This window comes from Arthrobacter sp. ERGS1:01 (genome assembly GCF_001281315.1).
In the GTDB taxonomy this organism is placed as follows: Bacteria; Actinomycetota; Actinomycetes; order Actinomycetales; family Micrococcaceae; genus Specibacter.
In genome coordinates this window covers 342323-363645 of record NZ_CP012477.1, presented here as the reverse complement: position 1 = coordinate 363645, position 21323 = coordinate 342323, and the positions used below count along the sequence as shown (strand labels likewise).

The 21323-nt window shown below is 67.6% G+C and carries 20 protein-coding genes, 1 tRNA gene and 1 other RNA gene; 13 read left to right on the top strand and 9 right to left on the bottom strand.

Annotated elements, in window-relative coordinates:
- Positions 1-105: 105 nt before the first annotated feature.
- Together AL755_RS01685 and AL755_RS01680 are read right to left on the bottom strand one after the other, a co-directional pair.
- Positions 106-1365, bottom strand: coding sequence for an amidohydrolase (locus tag AL755_RS01685; RefSeq protein ID WP_107503777.1), 1260 nt, complete (start codon positions 1363-1365; stop codon positions 106-108).
- Positions 1366-1540: 175 nt separating this feature from the next.
- Positions 1541-1993: an OsmC family protein gene (locus AL755_RS01680; protein WP_054009438.1), complete on the bottom strand. Its 453-nt coding sequence runs from the start codon at positions 1991-1993 to the stop codon at positions 1541-1543.
- A gap of 72 nt (positions 1994-2065) precedes the next feature.
- Between AL755_RS01680 and AL755_RS01675 the strand changes: the two genes are divergently transcribed.
- Complete coding sequence (locus AL755_RS01675) at positions 2066-3418, top strand: APC family permease (RefSeq protein ID WP_054009437.1); 1353 nt, start codon at positions 2066-2068, stop codon at positions 3416-3418.
- 41 nt (positions 3419-3459) lie between these two features.
- A complete protein-coding gene (locus AL755_RS01670; RefSeq protein WP_054009734.1) occupies positions 3460-4830 on the top strand; it encodes an FAD-binding oxidoreductase in 1371 nt (456 codons plus the stop codon).
- A gap of 31 nt (positions 4831-4861) precedes the next feature.
- Here the strand turns inward: AL755_RS01670 and AL755_RS01665 are convergent, their stop codons facing one another.
- Complete coding sequence (locus tag AL755_RS01665) at positions 4862-5614, bottom strand: FadR/GntR family transcriptional regulator (protein WP_082368856.1); 753 nt, start codon at positions 5612-5614, stop codon at positions 4862-4864.
- A 96-nt stretch (positions 5615-5710) separates the two neighbouring features.
- Here AL755_RS01665 and AL755_RS01660 point away from each other — a divergent pair, with 96 nt between their 5' ends.
- The 7 genes from AL755_RS01660 to AL755_RS01630 all read left to right on the top strand — a co-directional run bounded on the left by AL755_RS01660 (position 5711) and on the right by AL755_RS01630 (position 12651).
- Entirely contained in the window at positions 5711-6601 is an 891-nt protein-coding gene (locus AL755_RS01660; RefSeq protein WP_082368801.1) for a carbon-nitrogen hydrolase family protein, read from the top strand.
- Positions 6598-7941 carry an APC family permease gene (locus AL755_RS01655; RefSeq protein ID WP_054009436.1) on the top strand — a complete coding sequence of 448 codons (1344 nt, stop codon included), beginning with the start codon at positions 6598-6600 and terminating at the stop codon, positions 7939-7941. Before AL755_RS01660 ends, AL755_RS01655 begins: the two co-directional genes overlap by 4 nt.
- Positions 7942-7995: 54 nt before the next feature.
- Complete coding sequence (locus AL755_RS01650; RefSeq protein ID WP_054009435.1) at positions 7996-8778, top strand: carbon-nitrogen hydrolase family protein; 783 nt, start codon at positions 7996-7998, stop codon at positions 8776-8778.
- A gap of 155 nt (positions 8779-8933) precedes the next feature.
- A complete protein-coding gene (kynU, locus tag AL755_RS01645; protein ID WP_054009434.1) occupies positions 8934-10199 on the top strand; it encodes a kynureninase in 1266 nt (421 codons plus the stop codon).
- Positions 10200-10485: 286 nt separating this feature from the next.
- Positions 10486-10692 (top strand): helix-turn-helix domain-containing protein, encoded by a 207-nt coding sequence (locus AL755_RS01640; RefSeq protein WP_054009433.1) that lies wholly within the window; start codon positions 10486-10488, stop codon positions 10690-10692.
- A gap of 24 nt (positions 10693-10716) precedes the next feature.
- Positions 10717-11979: a type II toxin-antitoxin system HipA family toxin gene (locus AL755_RS01635; protein WP_054009432.1), complete on the top strand. Its 1263-nt coding sequence runs from the start codon at positions 10717-10719 to the stop codon at positions 11977-11979.
- Between the two features lie 45 nt (positions 11980-12024).
- On the top strand, positions 12025-12651 hold the full coding sequence (locus AL755_RS01630) for a TetR/AcrR family transcriptional regulator (protein ID WP_054009431.1): 627 nt from the start codon (positions 12025-12027) through the stop codon (positions 12649-12651).
- Positions 12652-12656: 5 nt separating this feature from the next.
- On the opposite strand, the gene AL755_RS01625 is transcribed toward AL755_RS01630, so the two are convergent.
- Together AL755_RS01625 and AL755_RS01620 are read right to left on the bottom strand one after the other, a co-directional pair.
- The gene (locus AL755_RS01625; RefSeq protein ID WP_082368800.1) at positions 12657-13475 is read right to left on the bottom strand and encodes a LytR C-terminal domain-containing protein; all 819 of its coding nucleotides are present in this window, start codon (positions 13473-13475) and stop codon (positions 12657-12659) included.
- Positions 13468-13767 (bottom strand): type II toxin-antitoxin system VapB family antitoxin, encoded by a 300-nt coding sequence (locus tag AL755_RS01620; protein WP_054009429.1) that lies wholly within the window; start codon positions 13765-13767, stop codon positions 13468-13470. Before AL755_RS01620 ends, AL755_RS01625 begins: the two co-directional genes overlap by 8 nt.
- A gap of 122 nt (positions 13768-13889) precedes the next feature.
- Between AL755_RS01620 and AL755_RS01615 the strand changes: the two genes are divergently transcribed.
- A complete protein-coding gene (locus tag AL755_RS01615) occupies positions 13890-14777 on the top strand; it encodes a hypothetical protein (protein WP_054009428.1) in 888 nt (295 codons plus the stop codon).
- 43 nt (positions 14778-14820) lie between these two features.
- Here the strand turns inward: AL755_RS01615 and AL755_RS01610 are convergent, their stop codons facing one another.
- From AL755_RS01610 to AL755_RS01600, 3 genes are all read right to left on the bottom strand, one after another.
- Complete coding sequence (locus tag AL755_RS01610; RefSeq protein WP_054009427.1) at positions 14821-15300, bottom strand: glutathione peroxidase; 480 nt, start codon at positions 15298-15300, stop codon at positions 14821-14823.
- A gap of 95 nt (positions 15301-15395) precedes the next feature.
- Positions 15396-15483 (bottom strand) — tRNA-Ser (locus tag AL755_RS01605).
- 303 nt (positions 15484-15786) lie between these two features.
- Positions 15787-15999 carry a hypothetical protein gene (locus AL755_RS01600; RefSeq protein WP_054009426.1) on the bottom strand — a complete coding sequence of 71 codons (213 nt, stop codon included), beginning with the start codon at positions 15997-15999 and terminating at the stop codon, positions 15787-15789.
- A gap of 178 nt (positions 16000-16177) precedes the next feature.
- Here AL755_RS01600 and ffs point away from each other — a divergent pair.
- From ffs to recR, 3 genes are all read left to right on the top strand, one after another.
- An RNA gene (ffs, locus tag AL755_RS22110) (signal recognition particle sRNA small type) lies at positions 16178-16273 on the top strand.
- Between the two features lie 70 nt (positions 16274-16343).
- Positions 16344-19715, top strand: a complete 3372-nt coding sequence (locus AL755_RS01595; protein WP_082368799.1) for a DNA polymerase III subunit gamma and tau — start codon at positions 16344-16346, stop codon at positions 19713-19715.
- A 48-nt stretch (positions 19716-19763) separates the two neighbouring features.
- Positions 19764-20363 (top strand): recombination mediator RecR, encoded by a 600-nt coding sequence (gene recR / locus AL755_RS01590; RefSeq protein ID WP_054009424.1) that lies wholly within the window; start codon positions 19764-19766, stop codon positions 20361-20363.
- An 80-nt stretch (positions 20364-20443) separates the two neighbouring features.
- Here recR and AL755_RS01585 read toward each other — a convergent pair whose 3' ends face one another.
- Entirely contained in the window at positions 20444-21277 is an 834-nt protein-coding gene (locus AL755_RS01585) for a helix-turn-helix transcriptional regulator (RefSeq protein WP_054009423.1), read from the bottom strand.
- Positions 21278-21323 lie beyond the last annotated feature (46 nt).

The following is a 21323-nucleotide window of genomic DNA, read 5'->3' as shown; positions in this document are numbered from 1 at the left end:
GGCCGCCGGATTCCGCCTACCTCCATCATGCTCCCGAATTCGCAATGTCTCCAGAGCCTCAGTTGCCGACAGCCGGGGAACCACGCCCGGCCGGGGAGGGTGCGCTCACTCCCCCTTGGCGAGGTAGGCGAAGGCGGCAACTACCTGTGCCCGCGTGGCGGCCCCCAACGTGGGATCGATGGCGGGGGCGAAGAACGGGGAATGGTTGGCGGGAATGTCCGCCGCAACGGTTCCCTTAGCCACGGCCTTGCGGTAGACGTCGGCGGGCACCGACCCCACGGTCCAATAGGCATACGGCACGCCAAATGCGTCAGGCACCCGACTGAAGTCCTCCGACGCCGTCGCCGGGGCTGTGTGGTAGACCGCTCCGGCCGGGAAATGGGCGGTGAAGGCCTGTGTGACCCTGGCATTCACGTCCGCGTCATTGCTGGTCAGCGGGTACTGGTCGTAGTACTCGAACTCGGGCTCCTTGGGCGAACCGGACACGGCACATTCCCCGCGCACGATCCGCTCAATCGAGGCGATGACCCGTGCGCGCAGTTCCGTGTCGTAGGTGCGCACGTTCAGCAGCAGCACGGCCCGGTCGGCGATGATATTGGATTTGGAACCGGCATTGGAGGCCCCCACCGTCACGACCGCGAACTCGCCCGGCATGGTTTCACGCGACACGATGGTCTGCAGCCGCAACACGATTGACGCGGCCAGCACCACGGGGTCAACGGAGTTGTGCGGCATGGACCCGTGGGCACCGCGGCCGTGGACGGTGATCTTGATCGAGTCGCCCGCGGAGAGAATGGGTCCGGCCGTGGTGCCGATGGTGCCGGCCTCGGTGGCCATCACGTGCTGGGCCAGCGCCACGTCGGGCCGGGGCACCTTGGTGAGGAGTCCGTCGTCGAGCATGGCCCGGGCGCCCGCGGCCGTCTCCTCGGCCGGCTGGAACAAGGCAATGTACGTCCCGGTCCAGGCGTCCCGTTGGTCCGCGAACACTTTCGCGGCGCCCAGGAGCGCAGTGACGTGCATGTCGTGGCCGCAGGCGTGCATGACGCCCACCACCGATCCGTCGGAGTCCGTGCCGGTGGCCGTCGAGGCGTAGTCCAAGCCGGTGGCTTCTGTGACCGGAAGCGCGTCGATGTCCGCGCGGGCCAGGACGCATGCGCCGGCCCCGTTTTCCAGGACGCCGACGACTCCGGTGCCGCCGATGCGCTGGACGGCAAAGCCCCAGGAGGCGAGTTTTTGCTCGATGAGCTGTGCCGTGGCGAATTCCTGCAGGCTCAACTCGGGATGCCGGTGGAGGTCCTTGTACAGTTCACGTTGCCACCCAAGCTCATCTTCGAGGGCGGAGAGAACCTTTTTGGCGTCTGACATGTGCATACCTCACTACTTGGCCGGGCCGCTTTCACTCTCGCGGTTCAGCAACGGCGTTTCCCGGGCTTTCACCTCATGGCGTGCGAGTTCAAACCGGCGGGCACGGCCCGCGGGTGCAACGCTAGTAGCGGACCGGCCGCCTGTCCAGAGGTTGGCGCCCGGTCCGGCGCAGCGATCAGCCCGCGGCATCCACGACGGCCGTCTGGACCTCGTGGGTGACGGCGGTGCCGCGCTCCACGGTCCGTGACACCGTGCAGTACTTCTCATGCGAGAGGTTCACCAGGCGGTCCACCATGCCGGCCGCCTTCCGCCCTTCGGCCGTGTCGGGGAAGGCCACGTTGAACGACAGGTGCAGCCCGTCCACGCGGTTGGCACCGTCCTCGACCACCTTGTGCCCGGTGGCCGCGACCCGGAATTCGACGGGCTCGCTGCTGCGTGCCGTCACGGTGTCGACGTCGATCGAGGAGCAGCCCGCGATGGCTGCCAGCAGCAGTTCGACGGGGCTCAGCAAGCCTTCCCCGTGGCCAAATTCAATTTCGGCGCCCGCGGGGTTGCGCGCCGTATAGCGGGCGGTGGCGGTGCGGATCAGCTCGACGGACCGCAGTGTGGGATCAACATTTTCGCTCATGCGCCCATCATGCCACCAGCAGGCGGGTGCGTCCCATGCCCGACGGCACGGCGGTGGGGCACAATGATCCTCATGGACGCACAGGCTTCTGCCCCGGCCCCCGGAACGCTCCGGCGCAGTGTTTCGCTGGGCCAGCTCATTTTCTTTGGCCTCGTTTTCATCGGCCCCGCCGCGGCGGTGGGGATCTTCGGAACCCTGGATGCCAAGTCGTCCGGCGCGGTGGCCACCGTCTACGTCATCGCGACCCTGGTCATGGCCTTCACCGCCGTCAGCTACATGCGCATGTCCCGGGAGATCCCCCGGGCGGGGGCGGTGTTCGCCTACGCGGGGAAAGGGATTGGGCCCCGGGCCGGGTACATCTCCGGCTGGATGATCCTGCTCGACTACCTGCTCATTCCGTCCGTGGCCTATATGTTCACGGGTATCGCATTGAATTCGCTGTTCCCGGCCGTGCCCATCTGGATTTTCGTGGCCGTAGCCGTGGTCCTCACCACGGCCCTGAACCTCGCGGGGGTGCAGCTGGCTTCAAAGGTGATCACCGGCGTCGTGCTGCTTGAAGTGGCGGTGCTGCTGGTGGTGCTGGCCTGCGGCGCCTATGTCCTGTCGGTGCACGGATCCGAGCGTCCATGGCTGAGCCCTTTTACGGGGATCGGCGGGTTCTCGCTCATCGCCGTGCTGGGGGCGGTCTCCGTGGCCGTGCTTTCCTTCCTTGGCTTCGACGCGCTGGCCACCTTTGCCGAGGAGGCGAAGGGCGGCGTCCGGCTGATCGGCCGGGCCACCATCCTGTGCCTGATCATCGCCGGCATCCTGTTCGTGGCGCAAAGCTATGTGGGCGCCCTGCTCTCCCCCACCACCCCGGCCCAACTTGCCGCCAATCCGGGCCTGCAGGGCGCCGCCTATTACAACGCCGTCGGGGACAGCATTGGCCAGTGGCTGCATTGGCTGCTGGCCCTGTCCAAGGCCGCCGGCGCCGCGTTCGCCGCCATGGTGGGGCAGGGTGCTGGCAGCCGCATCATCATGGACATGGCCCGCGAACGGCGGCTGCCCGCCGGGCTCGCCAAGGTCTCCGTCCGCACGGGCGTGCCGGTGCGCAGCATCCTGCTTACCGCCTCCGGGAACATCGTGGTGGCGCTGTGGGCGGCCACCCGCGGCGACGGCCTGGACATCCTCAGCTCGGCCGTCAACGTCGGGGCGCTGACCGCATTCATCCTGCTGCATATATCGGTGATCGGCTACTTCCTAGTCAAGAAGCTGGCCCCGGAACCCGGAAACTGGTTCCTCCACGGGGTGGTCCCCGCCATCGGCGCGGCCCTGTTGGTGGTGGTGCTGGCCTCCGCCACGCCACTGGCACTCTGGTTGGGGCTCGCGTGGTTTGTGCTGGGACTCGTGGTGGCCGCGTTCATGCGCCGGACGCGCAGGGAGTAGGAACCCTTGCGGCCGCACCCCGCATGGACGAAGGTGGAGCCATGACGACTCTCCCCTCCGACAGCGGCGTCACCGCCCTGCTGGCCGCGTGCCGGAATGTCTCCACCGATCCGGCGGACCGGGCCCGCGGCGGCGTCGACCGGTCGGGGTATGTGCCCGCCAGCATTCCCGACCGGATCATCTATGCGGAATCGACGGACGACGTGGTCCAGGCACTCCGGCTCGCCACCCACTACCGGGTACCGATCGTGCCGCGCGGCGCCGGCACCGGTCTGGCCGGCGGCTCCTGCGCCACGGCGGGTTCCGTGGTGCTGGATGTGAGCCGGATGGACAAGATCCTCTCGATCGACCCGGTGGAGCAGCAGGCCGTGGTCCAGCCGGGCGTGCTCAACGCCGAGGTCAATGCCGCCACCGCCCCCTACGGCCTCTTCTATGCCCCGGACCCGGCCAGCACGGCGATCTGCTCGATCGGCGGCAACGTGGCCACCAACGCCGGCGGCATGTGGTGCGCCAAGTACGGGGTGACCCGCGAGTCCGTGCTGTCCCTGCAGGTGGTGCTGGCGGACGGCCGGATCCTGAAAACCGGCCGGAACACCATCAAGGGTGTCAGCGGCTACGACCTGAACGCGCTGATCATCGGCTCGGAGGGCACCCTCGGCGTCGTCGTCGAGGCCACGTTACGGCTGCGCCCCCAGCCGTTGCACACCGCCACGGTGGCGGCCTATTTCGCCGATGCCCCGGCCGCCGCACGCGCAGCATCGGCCATTATCGATGCCCGGATCCAGCCGTCCATCCTGGAATTCATCGACGGCGGCACCCTGGCGGCCGTCGATGCGATGATGGGCACCGACCACGCCCGCCGGGGCAACGCCTTCCTGCTGGCCCAGACCGACGGCTACGGCGCCCTCCTGGAGCAACAGGTGCTCATCGAGGCGATCACCCCGTATGCCACATCCGTGGAACACACCGACGACGCCGGCCGGGCGGCCGAGCTGGTCGCCGCCCGGCGCAATGCCATTCCCGCCCTGCAACTGCTGGGGCGCGTCTCCATCGGGGACATTGGCGTGTCCCGCAAGCGCCTGGCCGAGGCCGTCCAGGGACTCGCCGAAATCTCCACGCGGACCGGGGTCAAAATCTTTGTCATTGCACACGCCGCGGACGGCAACCTGCATCCGATGGTGGTGGTCGGCAACGACGAATCCATCACGGAGGGACCGGCCAAGGTGGCCCTCGGGGAGATGTTCCACCTGGCCCAACGGCTGGGTGGGACGTTGACCGGCGAACACGGCATCGGCCTGTTGAAGCAGGATTGGCTGGAAGAGGAGGTGGGTGCCCTCTCGCTGGAACTCCAGCACAAGATCAAGGCCGTCTTCGACCCGCTCGGCATCCTGAACCCCGGCAAGGGGATCTGAGCCGGCGGCTGTTCCGATTAAGGGGCGCCGCTTAGGAGGTGCCGCCGTTCGCCAGCCCCATGAACATGGTCCGGTGCAGCGTGTCCACGTGCTGCCGGGACACCTCCACGGCGTCCGCGGCCCGGCCCTCTCGCAACGCCGCCACCAGGCGGATATGGTCCTGGTTTGAGGCGTGCAGGCTCTCGATCGGATAAGGAATGAAGTACTCGTACAAGTCCGCCAGGGCCTCGTTGTAGGCATCCACGGCGCCGCCCAGGCCGGAGGCGTCCGCCACCTCGCGATGGAACTCCTCATCGAGCTGGTGGTAATCGCTCCAGCTGCCGGCTGCAGCCATCCGCGCCGTCAGGGCGTCCAACCGCGCCACCTGCTCGACCGAAATGTTCAGCGCGGCGTAGTGCGTCATGGTGCATTCACCCAACAGGCGGCGATCCACCAGGCGGTGCACCCGGCTGAATTCCGCCGGCGGCGCGGCCAGGGCGGCCAGCACATCGCGTGGCGGGGCGTCCGCCACGAACGTTCCGCCGCTGCGGCCGCGGCGGCGCACCACCACACCTTCCTCGGCGAGGCTGGTCAGGGCGCGCCGGGCCGTGATGGGGCTGACCGAAAGACCCAGGGCCACCTCGTGCTGGTCGGGCAGCCTTTCGCCCGGCTTGAGCAGGCCAAGGAGGATCGCCGTGCCGATGCGCAGCCGGACGGCGTCGATGGCGCTGCGTCGTTCCAGGCCGGCGAGCGCCGCGTCGTCGATCGGCGAGGCGTCTCCGGCCACTGATGATTCCATGCCCATGGTGATCACTTTAGGGGACTTTCCATGGACTCTTCCACTAATGGATCAATATGATCTATTATGAGGTGAGTCACAGCATCTACCCTGGAGCACCCCATGGAACGCATCTTGCCCGTCATCGCAGCACAAGCCCCGCCGCGGCTCATTGGCGAGCCGCTGGACGCCTTCGCCCGGGAGGTGCGCACCGCCCTGGCCCACCAGCCGGACGCCATGCTCGTGGTCTTCCCCGAACTCCACCTCTTTGGCGACGGCACCCCGGACCAACAGCGCACCGAAGCGCTCCAGGCCTCGGCCGAGCCGCTGGACGGCCCCCGCGTGACCGGCCTGAAGGAGATCGCCCGGGAGCTGGGCATCTGGCTGGTCCCCGGCAGTGTCTGCGAGCGCGGCCCCGAAGGGCAGCTGTTCAACACCTCCTTAGTACTCTCCCCCGAGGGCGAACTGGCCGGTTTTTACCGCAAGATCTTCCCCTGGCGCCCCTTTGAACCATACGATCCCGGCCACGAATTCGTCACGGTGGACCTGGCGGGATTTGGCCGGGCCGGGCTCACCATCTGCTACGACGCCTGGTTCCCCGAAGTCACCCGCCAGCTGGCCTGGATGGGCGCCGAGGTCATCATCAACGTCGTGAAGACCACCACCCCGGACCGGGCCCAGGAACTGGTGCTGGCCCGGGCCAACGCCATCACCAACCAGGTCTTCATGGTGAGCGTGAACTGCGCCGGTCCCACGGGGCAGGGCCGCAGCATCGTCGTCGACCCCGAGGGCCGCGTCATCACCGAGGCCGCATCGGCGGACCCGAGCGTCCTCACCGCCCAACTGGACCTGTCCGCCGTCGAACAGGTCCGCTCCAACGGAACCGCCGGCCTGAACCGCATGTGGTCGCAGTTCCGCCCCGGAGAGCCCGCAATCGAGCTCCCCGTCTACCAGGGCCGGATCGACCCGGCCACCTGGTCCCCCGCACTCCGCTCAACGAGGAGCATCTCATGACGTCCCAAGCAACCCTGATCCGCACCCTGAACCTGCGCTCGCTGGTGCTTTTTGGCCTGGCCTACCTGACCCCCATCATCGTGCTGGGCATCTTCGGGATCATCGCCGAAACCACCGGCGGCGCCGCCCCGGCCGCCTACCTCGTGGCCATGGTGGCCATGCTGTTCACCGCGCACAGCTACGGGCGCATGTCCGTCGCCTACCCCGTGGCCGGCTCGGCGTACACCTACGTGCGCAAGTCGATCGACCCGCGCGTCGGCTTCCTGGTGGGCTGGGCCATCCTGCTGGACTACCTGTTCCTGCCCATGGTCATCTGGCTCATTGGCGGCTCGTTCCTGAGCGCCCAATTCCCGTCGATCCCCATCGCTGTATGGATCGTATTGTTCATTGCCATCACCACGGCCCTGAACATCCTGGGCATCAAGGTCGCGGACAAGGCCAACTACGTGCTCATGGCGTTCCAGATCCTGGTCATCGTGTTCTTCGTGGCCCTGTCCATCGGCCACGTTGTGCACGCCGCCGGCGTGGGCGGGCTGGCCAGCTCCGCACCGTTCTTCAACGCCGGCTCCAGCCTGGGCACCATCAGCGCCGGCGCCGCGATCGCCGCCTACTCCTTCCTGGGGTTCGACGCCGTCACCACGCTGACCGAGGAAACCATCGAGCCGAAGAAGAACATGCCGCGGGCCATCATGCTGATCGCCCTGATTGGCGGCGGCATCTTCGTGGTGGTCGCCTACTTCACCCAGCTGGTGCACCCCGGCGGCGCGTTCGCTGATTCGGCGTCGGCCGCCAGCGAGATCGCCCTGCAGATTGGCGGCACGTTCTTTGGCGCCGTGTTCCTGGCCGGCCTGGTCGCCGCCCAGTTCGCCTCCGGGCTGGCCGCGCAGGCCAGCGCGTCCCGCCTCATGTACGCCATGGGCCGCGACTCGGTACTCCCCAAGGCCGTGTTTGGCCGGCTCAACGCCAAGTACCACACGCCCGTCGCCAACATCGTCATTGCCGGCGTCATCGGGCTGATCGCGATCTTCCTGGACGTGGCCACCTCCACGTCGTTCATCAACTTTGGCGCCTTCACGGGCTTCACCCTGGTCAACGTCTCGGTGATCTTCCACTACGTCCGCGAGCGCCGGGCCGGGAACGTGCTGAACCCCGTCAGCTACGTGGTGGTCCCGGCCGTGGGCGCAGTGGTCTGCGGTTACCTGCTCTCGCAGCTGGACATCCACGCCGTCACGCTGGGCCTGTCCTGGCTTGCCGTGGGCATCGTGGTGCTGCTGTTCATCACCAAGGGGCTGCGCAAGGCCCCGCCGGAGATGGCCAAGCTGGAGGAAGCTGTAGTCTAGGCCCGTTCCAACACCGCCCACCCTCTTCGACTCCACAGGGAAAGGAACGCAAAAGTGCGCATCGCGATGGGCCAATTGGCCTCCGGCACCAACATTGCCGCCAATCTGGCCGCCATTGACGGCCATGCCGCCCGGGCCTCGGCCGACGGCGCCCGCCTGGTGGCCTTCCCCGAATACGCCACCTATGAAAAGAAGATGATCGATTCCACCTTCCCGTCCGTGGCGCAGCCCCTGGACGGGGAGGTGGGATCGGCGCTGGCAGGGATCGCGGACCGGCACGGGATTGCCGTCGTGGCGGGGATGGTGGAATCCTCCCCCGACCCCGCCCGGGCGTACAACACGCTGGCCGCATTCGGCCCCGACGGCGCCCTGCTGGCTGCCTATAGGAAGGTGCATCTATTTGATGCTCAGGGTTTCCGCGAGTCGGATTTCGTGGCGCCAGCGCCGTCCACGGAACCGGTGGTGTTCGACGTCGACGGCGTGCGTTTCGGCCTCATGACCTGCTACGACCTCCGCTTCCCCGAGCAGGCCCGGGGCTTGTCCGACGCCGGATCGGACGTATTGCTGGTGTGCTCCTCGTGGGTGCCGGGAGAGTTGAAGACCGCCCAGTGGCGGACGCTACTGGCGGCCAGGGCCATTGAAAACAGCCTGTACGTGGCCGGCGTGTGCCAGGCGCCGCCGGTTTCGGTGGGGAACACGCTGCTTGCCGGCCCGATGGGGGACGTGGTGGCCGAACTCGGCGAGGAGACCGGAGTCCTGGCGGCCGACGTCTCACTTCCGGCCATTGCCGGGGTCCGCGAACACTTCCCCACCCACCGCCAACGCCGGATCTTCTAGGCGGCGGGCTCTTTCGGCAGGATTCTTCACCAGGCACCCCGGCATTCCGACTCCCGGTTTTCCCGTGCCACGGGGCCGGCCGGGATCCTTGACCGGCGGCCAAGCGCGGCCATAGATTGGGGACTGGCCCGCACACCCCACGGCAAGGACGCCCCATGGACCAAGCTCCACCCTCCACCCTCGACGCCTGCGCCGCCGCGGATGCCGCCGATCCGCTGCGCCGCTTCCGGGACGAGTTCCTGCTGCCCGACGGCGTCATCTACCTGGACGGCAACTCCCTGGGACCCCGCCCGCGCACGGCGCTGGGCGTGGCCACCCGGGTCATGGAGGACGAATGGGGCACCGGCCTGATCCGCAGCTGGAACACCGCCGGCTGGTTTGAGCTGCCGGGCAGGCTTGGCGACAAACTCGCCGGGCTGATCGGTGCCGGCCCCGGCGAGGTGGTCATCACCGACACCACATCGCTGAACCTGTTCAAGGCCCTGGCCGCCGCCCTGCGCATCCAGCAGGCCGCCGACCCCGCCCGCACGGTGATCGTGACCGAACGGGACAACTTTCCCACCGACATCTACATGGCCGAGGGGATCGCGGACTTCCTCAACCAGGGCTACTCCGTGCGGCTCGTGGACGACGCCCTGCCGCTCGCGGCCGCGCTGGGACCCGACGTGGCCGTCGTCGCACTTTCCCATGTCAACTACCGCACCGGCGCCATGTGGGACATGCCCGGCACCACCGCCAAAGTGCACGACGCCGGCGCCCTGGTGGTGTGGGACCTGGCGCATGCAGCCGGTGCAGTGCCCGTGGACCTACGAGACTCCGGGGCGGACTTCGCCGTGGGCTGCACGTACAAGTACCTCAACGGCGGGCCCGGCTCCCCGGCCTTCATCTGGGTCCACGCCGGCCACCAGGACCGTTTTTGGCAGCCGCTGTCCGGTTGGTGGGGGCACGCGCGGCCCTTTGCCATGGAGGATTCCTACGAGCCGGTATCCGGGATTGGCCGTTTCCTGTGCGGCACCCAGCCCATCGTGTCCATGGCGCTGGTGGAATGCGGGCTCGACGTGAGCCTGGCCGCGGAAATCGACGCCGTGCGGGCGAAGTCGCTGGCACTGACCGACCTTTTCATCTCCCTGGTGGCGGCCCGCCGCGGCGACCACCCCCTGGAGCTCATCACCCCGCTGGACCACGGCGTCCGCGGCAGCCACGTCAGCTACAAGCACCCCGAGGGTTATGCCGTCATGGCGGCCCTCATTGCCCGCGGCGTCATTGGCGACTACCGCGAACCCCACGTGCTCCGCTTTGGCATCACGCCGCTGTACCTGGGCTTCGTCGACGTCTGGAACGCCGTGGACGCCTTGTTCGACGTCCTGGACAACCGCTTGTGGGATGCGCCGCAGTTCCGGGAACGGCTGAAAGTCACCTAGGCGCCCGGGAGGCCCCGTCGCCGAGAACGGTGCCAACTCGCGGGGAAGGTGCTGCGTCGCACCGTTTTCGCGGGTTGGCACCGTTTTCGCGAACCGGGCTGCCCCAGATTCCGGGATTTCAAGAAATATCTGCACGATCATGCAGAAAAACCGCGTGCTGCTCGTAAGATGGAGCCACGGATGACGTTAATCGGTGAAGCAGCGGCCCGGGACTCCGGGTCCGGCCGCCGCGAGTGCCCGGCCGGGTGCGTACACGACCATCAAACCCGCGGAAGGCACAGACAGAATGGACGCAGCCCAGCTTGGCGCCACGCTGCGTGCCCGCCGCCGCGAACTGAACTTGACGCAGAGCGAAACCGCGGATCTGGCCGACATTTCCACCCGGGTGCTCAGCGACCTGGAAAACGGGCGCGAAACCGTGCGCCTGGACATCCTGTCGGCCGTGGCGAACGCCCTGGGCCTGAGCCTGAACCTGACGGTGCAGCGCCCATGAAAATCGGCCCGTGAAAGTGCGCGCGTGAAGAATCCCGAGGACGCCAAGAAGATCCACCAGGCCGTGGTCTACAAACGTGGCCGGGCGGCCGCCACGCTGACCCGCCACGCCCGCACCGGCGTCGTCTTCGCCTATCTGCCGCAGTATCTGAGTTCCGGCGGGCCCGCCATCGCCTCGACGCTTCCCGTCCTCGACGTGCCGGTGACGCTGGGCCACGGCACCGTGCCGGCCTACTTTGCCGGCCTGTTGCCGGAGGGCGAGCGGCTGGCCAAGCTGCGCTGGGCCGTGAAGACCACCATCACCGACGAGTTTTCGCTGCTGCTCGCGGCCGGCCAAAACCCCGTGGGCGACGTACAGATCGTGCCCGCCGGGGAGACCCGGGAGCAGGTCCCTCCGCTTCTGCGGGTGGCAAAGACGATGGACGCCGTCCGGTTCGCCGACTTTGCCGCGATCCCCGGCCCCGTGGATCCGTCCGCGCTCTCCGGTCTGCAGGACAAGGTCACCGCCTCCTACGTCCATGACAAGGACCCCGCCCGGGCCTACATCCTGAAGTTCAATGACGGCAGCCACGCCCGCCAGGTGGAGACCGAACATCTGCTGCTCACCAAGGCCCGGAAGCTGGCCATTCCGGTGGCCGGTGCGCGCCTGGTGCACGACGGCGTTGGCCAGGCCGCCCTGCTGGTGGCCCGTTTCGACAGGTCCGCCGCCGGGCCGCTGGCCGTGGAGGACGGCGCCCAGCTGCTGGGGCTGCCGCCCTCGCGCAAATACGCGGTTCCCACCGAAGCCGTGGCTGCCGCCATCGTGGGCGTGTGCGCCGCGCAGCTCCTGGCGGCCCGCAACGTGTTCCTGCAGTTCCTGTTCGCCTGGCTGACCGGCAACGGCAACCTGCACGCCAAGAACATCTCGGTGGTCCAGCACCCCGACGGCGAATGGTTCGTGGCCCCCGCCTATGACCTGCAATGCACGCTGGCGGCCGAGATTGAGCAGGGTTTTGCCGCGGGCGTGCCCGGTGGAATCCTCACGGATCTCACGGACGGCGACCCGTCCCGCGACCCCGGCATGGCGCTGCCCATTGGCGGCAGTGCCGGCAGCCGGACGGGCCTTGTCCGCAACGACTGGCTGCGGTTCGGACGGAGCCTGCACCTGCCCGAGCGGCTGGCGGCAAAGTGCATCGCCAAGGCGTTGGCGGCCTCCGCCCTGACTGAGGCGGAACTGCCGTTTGAGCGGGACGTGAGCGCCGCCGTCGTGCGTGTCCTGGACATTCGGCGGCGCGCCATGGGCGGCTGACAGGAGCCTGTGCTTTTGCTGACAAAATGACGGTAAAATGTCTCTATGCCACGAATAGCCGCCCCCAGCAACGCGGCGCAGCGCGAGCAGACGCAGCGCAAGATCCTCGACGCCTTCGGCGAACTTTTGTTCACCCACGGCCTTCCGGGATTGACCATGACGGACGTCGCGCGGACCGCCGGCGTTGGCCGCACCGCCGTCTACAACTACTTCGCCGACCTGGAACAGCTCCTGGTGGCCTACGCACTGGATGAAACCGGCCGTTTCGTGGCCGAGTTGCGGGCCAAGCTGAGCGGTCTGGAAAACCCCGTGGACAGGCTTTCGCTGTACGTCCGAGCGCAGTTAGAGGACCTCACCCGCCGCCACCTGCCGCCCGGACCGGCCATGCGCAGCGTGCTCTCACAGGACTCGTTCGCCAAACTGGCCGTCCACGTCGGTGAGCTGAACCAGCTGCTCGCGGACATCCTGCGCGACGGCATGGACCAGGGGTTCCTGCCCGAGGCCGATGCCGAGGGGCTCGTGCAGCTCATCCACGGCTCGCTGACGGCCAGCGCGTCCCGGCGCAACGCCGACACTCCCGACGAGGAGCGGGTGGCCGCAGCCGTGCGGTTCATCCAGGCCGGCGTGGGCGCCGCGTTCGACGACGACGGCCGTCCCGTCACCATCAGCTAAGGCTGCTACTTCGCCGCGGCCTTGGTGGCCGCAGGCTTGGCTGCCGGCGTTGCCGGGGCCTTCTTCGGCGCGGCCGGGTGCTTGGTGGGCGCCGGGGTCAGGTGCGGGCACGACAACTTGCCGGACTTCTTTGAAACCTTGTCCGCCTCCACCAGCGAGGTGTACTCGCCGGTCATGATGAAGTCGACACTCGCGTCCTTGCGGTCGTCCTGGACATAGTCGGAGCCGGCAACATTGTGCTGGAGGTTGAAGGCCGCCGCGTGGCCGGAAGGCCCGGAAACGATCACCACGGGCGCCTCGTACTTCGTGACGCCGTTGGCGACGTCCTTGACCTTGTAGCCGCGCTTCTTCAGCTCCGCGGCGACCTTGCCTGCCATGCCCTCGTGGCTGCCGGCATTGAGGACGTTGACGGTGACGGTTTTGTTGGCCGGGTATTTCAGCGTCTCGGTGGGGCAGACCGCGGCGGCGGGCACCGTCTTGGGGAAGGCGAAATTCAGTTCCAGCTGGCCCCGCTGGACCATGCCGGCCAGCACGACGCCGGTCACCACCAGGGCGAGCAACAGCACCAAGGTGACGGCGTGGGTGATGCGGCGGCGCACCACGCCGGACTCGTACTCGGGAGATTCGGGTTCCGGGAACGCCGCCGCCAGGGTCTTGGCGTCCACCACGTGGTGGCCGTGCCAAAACTGCACGTCCTTGGACCGCTTGCGGGCCAGCCGTTCCTCGTAGGCGTCGTCCTTGGCCTGGCGTTTGCGTTCGCGCTCGGCCTTGCGTGCCTGCCCTCGTGTCAACAGGACATCATTGTCCCGTGGCGTCTCAGTCATCTATCACCAATACCCTTGCGTGAAGAATGGTCCGCTGGTGGAGGGCGGTGCGCACGGCCCTGTGCAAGCCGTCCTCCAGATAGAGCGTCCCGTGCCATTGCACAACGTGCGGAAACAAATCGCCAAAGAAGGTTGAATCCTCGGCCAGCAACGCCTCAAGGTCGAGCTGGGCCTTGGTGGTCACCAGCTCGGCCAGCCGGACTTGGCGCGGTGGAACGGACGCCCAGTCCTTGGGCGTTATGTATCCATGGTCCGGGTAGGGGCGTTTGTCGCCGACTGCTTTGAAGATCACCCCTTCAGACTAGGGACAAGCGGGCGTCAAGGGAACTTCCTCCCCGCCGAACCGCGGCGTGTGTTGCCAAATGGTTACAGTTCCGGTGCACACGGGCCAAAGAAGACTGCGATCATGGGTTTATGACGCTTGAAACACCGCCGCTTGCCCTGCTCCTTGACGTTGACGGGCCCATCGCGAGCCCCGTCACCCGCAAGGTGACGCCCCGCATCATTGCCGCCCTGATTGCCCTGGTCAATGAGGGCATTCCCGTGGTTTTCAACACCGGCCGCTCCGATGCGTTCGTGGCCGAACAAGTCATGGCGCCGATGATCACCGCCGGCCTGCCCGACGGCGCCGTGGTCCATGCGATCTGTGAAAAGGGTGCCGTGTGGTTTAGTTTTACGGCCGCGGGCCCCGGCCGGATCCATGTGGACAAGGACCTCGCCGTGCCGGCGGCGTACGGCACGGCGATCCGTGCCATGGTCTCGGAAAAATACTCCGACCACATGTTCTTCGACGAGACCAAGCGCGCCATGGTCTCGGTGGAGCAGCACGTGGGCGTGGACAACGCCGACTACCTGATTGAGCAGCAGGATTTTGACGCCGACGCCCTCAAGCTCATGGCAGCTTGCGGCCTCGGCGCCGTGCGCCTGGACCACGATTCCCCGGATGAGGCGGGGAACATTGATTTCCGGGTGGACCCGACCATCATTTCTACCGACATTGAATCCATCAGGCTCGGCAAGGACCTGGGCGCCAGCCGCGCCGTGGAACTGCTGGCCGCCCAGGGGATCGTGCCGGCGGCGTGGCGCACGGTGGGCGATTCCCGCACCGACTACGCCATGGCCGACTGGCTGCACCACAACGATCACGACGTCAAGCACGTCGATGTCCGCCCGGCCGACGGCGTCCCGGCCAAGTCCTACCCCGTCCTCACCTCCGAGGACCTCGGGCTGGGCCCGGACGTCATCCACGACGACGCCGGCGTGGCGTTCCTGGAGGCGTGGCTGGCCGCCGTGACTGGTTAGTCGCAGGACGGATTAGGCGCAGTACTAATTAGGCGCAGGACGGCTAAGCCAGCGCTGCCTCCACGGCTGCCACGAGCTCGGGGGCGTCGGGCGTGACGGGAGAGTCAAAACGGGCCAGCAGCTCGCCGTCGTGGTTGACCAGGAACTTCTCAAAGTTCCATTTGACGGGCTCGGCTCCCTGGTTCGTCAGCGCGGCGAACAGGGGGTGGGCGTCGTCGCCGTTGACGTCGGCCTTGGCGGCCAGCGGGAACGTCACGCCGAAGTTCTTGCGGCAAAAATCGGCGATTTCCTCCGCGGTGCCCGGTTCCTGGCCGCCGAACTGGTTGCAGGGCATGCCCAGGATTTCCAGTCCCTGCTCCTGGTACTTTTCGTAAAGCGCCTCAAGGGCGTCGTATTGGGCGGTGAAGCCGCACTTCGAGGCGACATTCACCACCAGGACGGCCTTGGTGGACAGTGCACCGAGGGTGGTGGCCGAGCCGTCGTTGAGGGTCAGGGGAATGGTGTTGAGGGTCTGCGTAGTCACAGCACGATCTTAGACCCGTGGCCGGCGTCGGACTTGCCGGGGAAAACAAAAGCGGCCCCGATCCGTGTTTCCACAGTTCGGAGCCGCTTTCATGCTGGCGGAGGATGGGGGATTTGAACCCCCGAGGGCGTTAACCCAACACGCGTTCCAGGCGTGCGCCATAGGCCGCTAGGCGAATCCTCCAGCTTGCCGTGGTCAACACGGCAGGTTCTAGAGTACCTGACGAAGTGCCGAAGTCACGAATCGAGACTTCCCGTCGGGTGAAAACCGCATGAAATAAGGGTAGTAGGGCCCCGTTCAAGCCCTACTACCCTCATCTCACGTTCGGTCCATCGGAAGGCAGACCATTCATGCAGTTGATGGACGCCGGGGGCGCCCATCCGTGTCCACATATACGGTGCTCCCGCCGCAACATGTCCACAACAAGAACTTTACAACATTGTCATGTGCGTGTGACATTCCGCACCCAAATATTTCGTGGCGAAGTTACCGCATGCCGGCGCGGACCGCCAGGACAGCCGCGGCAAAGCCGGCCAGGGCAAACACGACGCACAGGATCCACAGCAGGATCTGCTGGTCCGAATGGTGGCGAACACGCTGGGTGGAATTGGTGGAGAAGGCCTCGAGGCGCACCAGGGCGGAGATACCAAAAACAAAGGCCAGCACCATGAACACCCACTGGAAGATTCCATAGATCATGACAGTCATCATCTCCTTGCGCCCCGGCAGCCGAGGGGCCCAGCAGCCCGGAACGTCCATATGCAGGTATGGTCGGTTGCCCCTACGTGGCGAACGTACCACCACGTCCTGAAAATTGGTATGGATGCCCGGCCCTTCCCCGAATTCGCCCCTCCCGCCTCCGTCGGGTAAGCTAACTGACGGCCCCTCATGTGGCGTCACCCTGTGAACTCCCCCAGGACCGGAAGGTAGCAAGGGTAAGCGGGCTCTGGCGGGTGCATGGGGGGTCTTTACTTTTCCCCAGATTTGCCCAATCTGCGGCAGTGACCGGCATTTTGTCAGGCGGATTAGATAGGGTTTTATCTGTGAGCGCACCAACAGCCCTTTATCGTCGTTACCGTCCCGATTCGTTCGCGGACGTGATTGGGCAAGAACACGTCACGGCGCCCCTGATGGCCGCCCTGGACAAGAACCGCGTCAACCACGCCTACCTGTTCTCCGGGCCCCGCGGTTGCGGAAAAACCACCTCCGCCCGCATCCTTGCCCGCTGCCTGAACTGCGCCCAGGGCCCCACCTCACACCCGTGCGGCACTTGCGACAGCTGTGTTGAGCTGGCCCGTGGCGGCGCCGGCTCCCTGGACGTCATCGAGATTGACGCCGCCAGCCACGGTGGTGTGGATGACGCCCGCGACCTGCGCGAACGCGCCACCTTTGCCCCCATCCGCGACCGCTACAAGATCTTCATCATCGACGAGGCCCACATGGTCACGTCCGCCGGCTTCAACGCGCTGCTGAAGATTGTTGAGGAGCCGCCGGAGCACATCAAGTTCATCTTCGCCACGACGGAGCCGGACAAGGTCATTGGGACCATCCGCTCACGCACGCACCACTACCCGTTCCGACTGGTGCCGCCCGAACCGCTCATGGCGTATTTGGCACAGCTGTGCGAGGCCGAGAGCGTGCCCGTCGCCCCCGGCGTGCTCTCCCTCGTGATCCGTGCCGGCGGCGGTTCAGTCCGCGACTCCCTGTCCGTCCTGGACCAGCTCATGGCCGGCGCCGGTGCGGCGGGCCTGGACTACGAACTTGCCGTGGACCTGCTTGGCTACACGCACGCGTCCCTGCTGGACGACGTCGTCGAGGCCCTGGCCGCCAGCGATTCCGCCACGGTGTTCAAGTCCGTGGACCGCGTCATCCAGACCGGGCACGATCCCCGCAGGTTCGTGGAGGACCTGCTGGAACGCTTCCGCGACCTGATCATCGTGGCCGCCATGCCGGAAAGCGCGCACGCCATTTTGCGCGGCACCCCGGATGAGCTCATTGCCCGCATGCAGAACCAGGCGGCCCAGCTGGGCGCCGCCGAGCTCTCGCGTGCCGCCGACGTCACGAATTCCGCGTTCAATGAGATGACGGGCGCCACCTCCCCGCGCCTGCACCTTGAGCTGTTGGGCGCCCGCCTCCTGCTGCCGGGCGCGGACTCCTCCGCCCGCGGCATGGCCGCCCGGCTGGACCAGATGGAACGCCGTCTCAACTACGGCGGGACGCCCGGAGCAGCCGCGGATTCCTCCCCTGCCCCCGCTTTTGTCCCCGATTTCACCCAGGGCTCGACGCCGGCCCCCGCCTTTGCCGCCCCGGCCGCCCCGGTGTCATCGGGTGGCGGGCTTGCTGCCGTGCGCGCCCAGCTGGCCAAGGCCAAGGAGGCCGCCGGCGCCGAAGTGGCCAACCGCAACCAGGCCGTGAAGCCCGAATCCGAGGCTCCGGCTGCGCCTGCCGCCGAGCCCGCTGCTGTCCAGCCCCCGGCAGCCCAATCGGTACCTGTCGCCAACGCCGCACCGGCGCCCGAGGCACCCTCGGATCGGGCAACCGCTGCGCAGGCCACGGCGGCCGCCAGCTGGGGCGATCTCGCACCGGCACCGGCCGAGGCGACGTGGGCCGATCTCGATGCCGCGCCTAGCCCCCGCCAGACATCGGATTGGGAAGATGCGCCCCGCGGGAGCGCACCCGAGTCCGCCCCCGCAGCAGTTGCACCCCAAGCAGCGGAACAGATCCCCGCCGCCCCCATGCCGGTCGCAGCAGTTCCGGCTGACGTGGTTCCGGCCGTAGTGGAAGACCCCGCATCCGTCCAGGCACCGGCAGCACAGCAGGCACCGTCCAGCGAGGCTTCCCAGGCACCGGCTCAACAGACGCAGGCCCAACAAGCTCCTGCGGCGAGCCCCGCGCCCGCGAATTCCGGTGGCACCGGGATCGAGATCATTCGCCGGGCCTGGCCGGAAATCCTGACGAACCTGGGGAACATCCGCAAGGTTTCCTGGGCCATGGTGAACCAGAACGTGGTGCCGCAGGCCTTCGACGGGCAGACGCTGCGCATTGGCCTGCCGTCGTCGGGCCTGATCGAGGCCTTTTCCGCCGGCGGCCACGCGGACAACCTCCGCCAGGCCATCCACACCACGCTCGGCATCAGCTGCCAGCTGGTGCCCGTCACCGGCGACGCCCCGTCACCGGGATCGAGCGCTGAGCCAAACCCAAAAGGACTGGCTGACCGGCGCACCCCCGTCAGGGAGGTGCGCACACCGTCAACCTCGGCTGCATCGCCGGTCCAGCCGGTTTCCGCTGCACCCGTGGCTGCACCAGCAGCTGCACCTGCACCTGCACCTGCACCTGCACCGAGCGTGCCGGCCGTTGCAGTCGAGCCAGTGGCACCCGTTGCCGCCGTCGTATCTCCGGTCGTAGCTCCCGTCGCGGCTCCCGAGCCCGTCGCAACACAGCCGGCAGCACCGCAGCCCGCCGCGCAGGCTTCCACCCCGGCCGCTCCCGCGCGCCCCGGGGCACGGGTCTCGGATTGGGACGGACCCATTCCCGAGGAACCGAACTGGGACGACGAGCCCCCGCATGACGATTGGGCTCCCGAGCCTCCCCGCGAAAACGCGGGCGCCGCCAATGCCATGCCGCACGAGGAATGGGCGCAGGCGGAGTCCCGGCAACCGGTACCCCACGCCGTAGACGCACCCGCCGCTCCTGCAGCAATGGACCAGCCAACCGCCGGCGCAGCCGCGCAGCCGGCGGCGCCGTACCGGCCCAAGGTTTCACCCATCTCCGCCTGGACCACGGGATGGGACCTGCCGGCGGAGACACCCGCGGCCCCGGTCGCCGAGGAGCCCTCGGTACCGCGCCGGAGCCAATTGCTGGCGGCCCAGGCGCAGCAGGAACCGCAACAGGACTCACCGCAGGACTGGGGCGTGTCCCTTGGAGCAACGTCGCGCAACCGCGTGGCCGACCCCGGCTGGGGCGCGCCCGCCAGCGCCCCCGACTGGGCCCAGCCGGCACCCCAGGATTCGGCCCCTCAAGATTCGGCACAGCAGGCTCCCGCGCAGGCCGAACCGCCCGCAGCCGCGGCCCCGGCCCAGTCGACACCGGCCCAATCAACCCAGACGGCGCCCGCGCCCGTTCGTGAGTCGGGCGTGTCCGCGGCACCGGCTTCGCCCGCGCCCGCGGAACAGCCAGCCGCGAGTGAGGCGCCCGGCGGCAAGATGAGCATGTACCAGCGCCTGGCCAACAGCCCGGAGGCGAAGGCCGGACGCGCCCAGTCGCCGGCCCGCGCCGCCGACACCCCCTACGTTGAAGACGTGCCGAGCCCGGATGACGTCACGCTCGAGGAATCGGGCGTGGTGGGCCAGGCCGCCGTCGAACGTATTTTGGGCGGGGCGCTGATCGAGGAACGCCCGCTCAACGGCGGCAGCTGACAGCGCCCGCCATCCACCGCTTTTTTGAAACAACAGAAATGAGCCACCGTGTACGAGGGAGCAGTTCAAGAGCTCATCGATGAGCTGGGGCGCCTGCCGGGGATCGGCCCCAAGTCCGCCCAACGGCTCGCCTTCCATATTTTGGAGGCGGACACCGAGGACATGCAGCGGCTGGTCCGCGCCATTGTCACGGTCAAGGAACGTGTGAAGTTCTGCACCGTGTGCGGCAACGTGACCGAGGCGGAGCTGTGCAACATCTGCCGCGACGAACGCCGCGACCCCACCGTGATTTGCGTGGTGGAGGAGTCGAAGGACGTGCTGGCCGTGGAGCGGACCCGTGCTTTCCGGGGCCGCTATCACGTGCTGGGCGGCTCCATCAATCCGATCGCCGGGATCGGCCCGGAGCAGCTGCGCATCCGCGAACTGCTGACACGGCTCAACGACAGCCAAATCACCGAAATCATCATCGCCACCGACCCCAACCTTGAGGGCGAGGCGACGGCGACGTACCTTTCGCGCATGCTCAAGACGCTCGGCATTGCCGTGACCCGTCTGGCTTCAGGCCTGCCCGTGGGCGGAGACCTGGAGTACGCCGATGAGGTCACGCTGGGCCGTGCCTTCGAGGGCCGCCGCAACGCTCTGACGTAGAAATCGAACGTACGGCAGATGTCGATGCCGCCGCGGCGGATTGGCATCTGCTGTACGTTCGGTGTGCGTGGGGCCGGCGCCTATCCCGTTCCGGCGGCGAGCTCGGCGAAGCGCTCCCGGGTGGGGGTGCCCGGTGTCGGCGCGTACAGCACGAAGTGCAGCTCCGGCGCATCCGAGGGCACCAGCCGGTGCTGTTCAAAAACGAGTTCGCCCACGGCAGGGTGCCGGAACACGCGGCGCCGCGAGGCGAATCCCTCCACGTCCCGGTCCGCCCAAATCCTGGCGAACTCCGGGCTGGCGGCCTCCAGTCTGGCCACCAGCGCCGTATGTGCCGCGGAGCCCAGCCGGGGGCCGGCCTCGGCGCGGAACTCGGCCACGAAATGCCGTGACGTCTCCTCCCAATCGGGCAGCATCCGGCGCAGTTGCGGATCAGTGAAGATCAGCCACAACAGGTTCCGCTCCTCCGGGCCCACGTGGGCAATCCGTGAGTACAGCAACTCGTAGGCGTTGTTCCAGCCGGCGATCCCCCAATCAGGGGCCACGGCAAATGCCGGGAAATCGAGGGCGTCGAGGAGGGCCTGCAGATGTGCGGGGGCCGCCTCGATCGGCACCACCTCGGCCGTGGGCACGGCGGCGTACCCGCCCATCGCCAACAGATACGACTGTTCGGCGGCGGTCAGGCGGAGCACGCGGGCAATGGATTCGAGCACCTGGCGTGAGGGGTTGATGTCCCGGCCCTGTTCCAGCCAGGTGTACCAGGTGACGCTGACGGCCGCGAAGGCGGAAATCTCCTCGCGCCGCAATCCCAGGGTGCGGCTGCGGCCAATGGGCGGCAGTCCCAGCTCGGCGCGGACCAGGTTGGCGCGGCGGTCGCGCAGGAACTGTCCCAGCTCCCGGCGTCGTTCTTCATTCACCCACGTAAATCTAGCACTGCCACTACTAGTATCAGCACCGTCTTCT

What these genes read in the sequence shown, in the direction of transcription:
- AL755_RS01685 (WP_107503777.1), bottom strand. Translation starts at nt 1,365, where the DNA reads ATGTCAGACGCCAAAAAGGTTCTCTCCGCCCTCGAAGATGAGCTTGGG.
- AL755_RS01680 (WP_054009438.1), bottom strand. Translation starts at nt 1,993, where the DNA reads ATGAGCGAAAATGTTGATCCCACACTGCGGTCCGTCGAGCTGATCCGC.
- AL755_RS01675 (WP_054009437.1), top strand. Translation starts at nt 2,066, where the DNA reads ATGGACGCACAGGCTTCTGCCCCGGCCCCCGGAACGCTCCGGCGCAGT.
- AL755_RS01670 (WP_054009734.1), top strand. Translation starts at nt 3,460, where the DNA reads ATGACGACTCTCCCCTCCGACAGCGGCGTCACCGCCCTGCTGGCCGCG.
- AL755_RS01665 (WP_082368856.1), bottom strand. Translation starts at nt 5,614, where the DNA reads ATGGGCATGGAATCATCAGTGGCCGGAGACGCCTCGCCGATCGACGAC.
- AL755_RS01660 (WP_082368801.1), top strand. Translation starts at nt 5,711, where the DNA reads ATGGAACGCATCTTGCCCGTCATCGCAGCACAAGCCCCGCCGCGGCTC.
- AL755_RS01655 (WP_054009436.1), top strand. Translation starts at nt 6,598, where the DNA reads ATGACGTCCCAAGCAACCCTGATCCGCACCCTGAACCTGCGCTCGCTG.
- kynU (WP_054009434.1), top strand. Translation starts at nt 8,934, where the DNA reads ATGGACCAAGCTCCACCCTCCACCCTCGACGCCTGCGCCGCCGCGGAT.
- AL755_RS01640 (WP_054009433.1), top strand. Translation starts at nt 10,486, where the DNA reads ATGGACGCAGCCCAGCTTGGCGCCACGCTGCGTGCCCGCCGCCGCGAA.
- AL755_RS01630 (WP_054009431.1), top strand. Translation starts at nt 12,025, where the DNA reads ATGCCACGAATAGCCGCCCCCAGCAACGCGGCGCAGCGCGAGCAGACG.
- AL755_RS01625 (WP_082368800.1), bottom strand. Translation starts at nt 13,475, where the DNA reads ATGACTGAGACGCCACGGGACAATGATGTCCTGTTGACACGAGGGCAG.
- AL755_RS01615 (WP_054009428.1), top strand. Translation starts at nt 13,890, where the DNA reads ATGACGCTTGAAACACCGCCGCTTGCCCTGCTCCTTGACGTTGACGGG.
- AL755_RS01600 (WP_054009426.1), bottom strand. Translation starts at nt 15,999, where the DNA reads ATGATCTATGGAATCTTCCAGTGGGTGTTCATGGTGCTGGCCTTTGTT.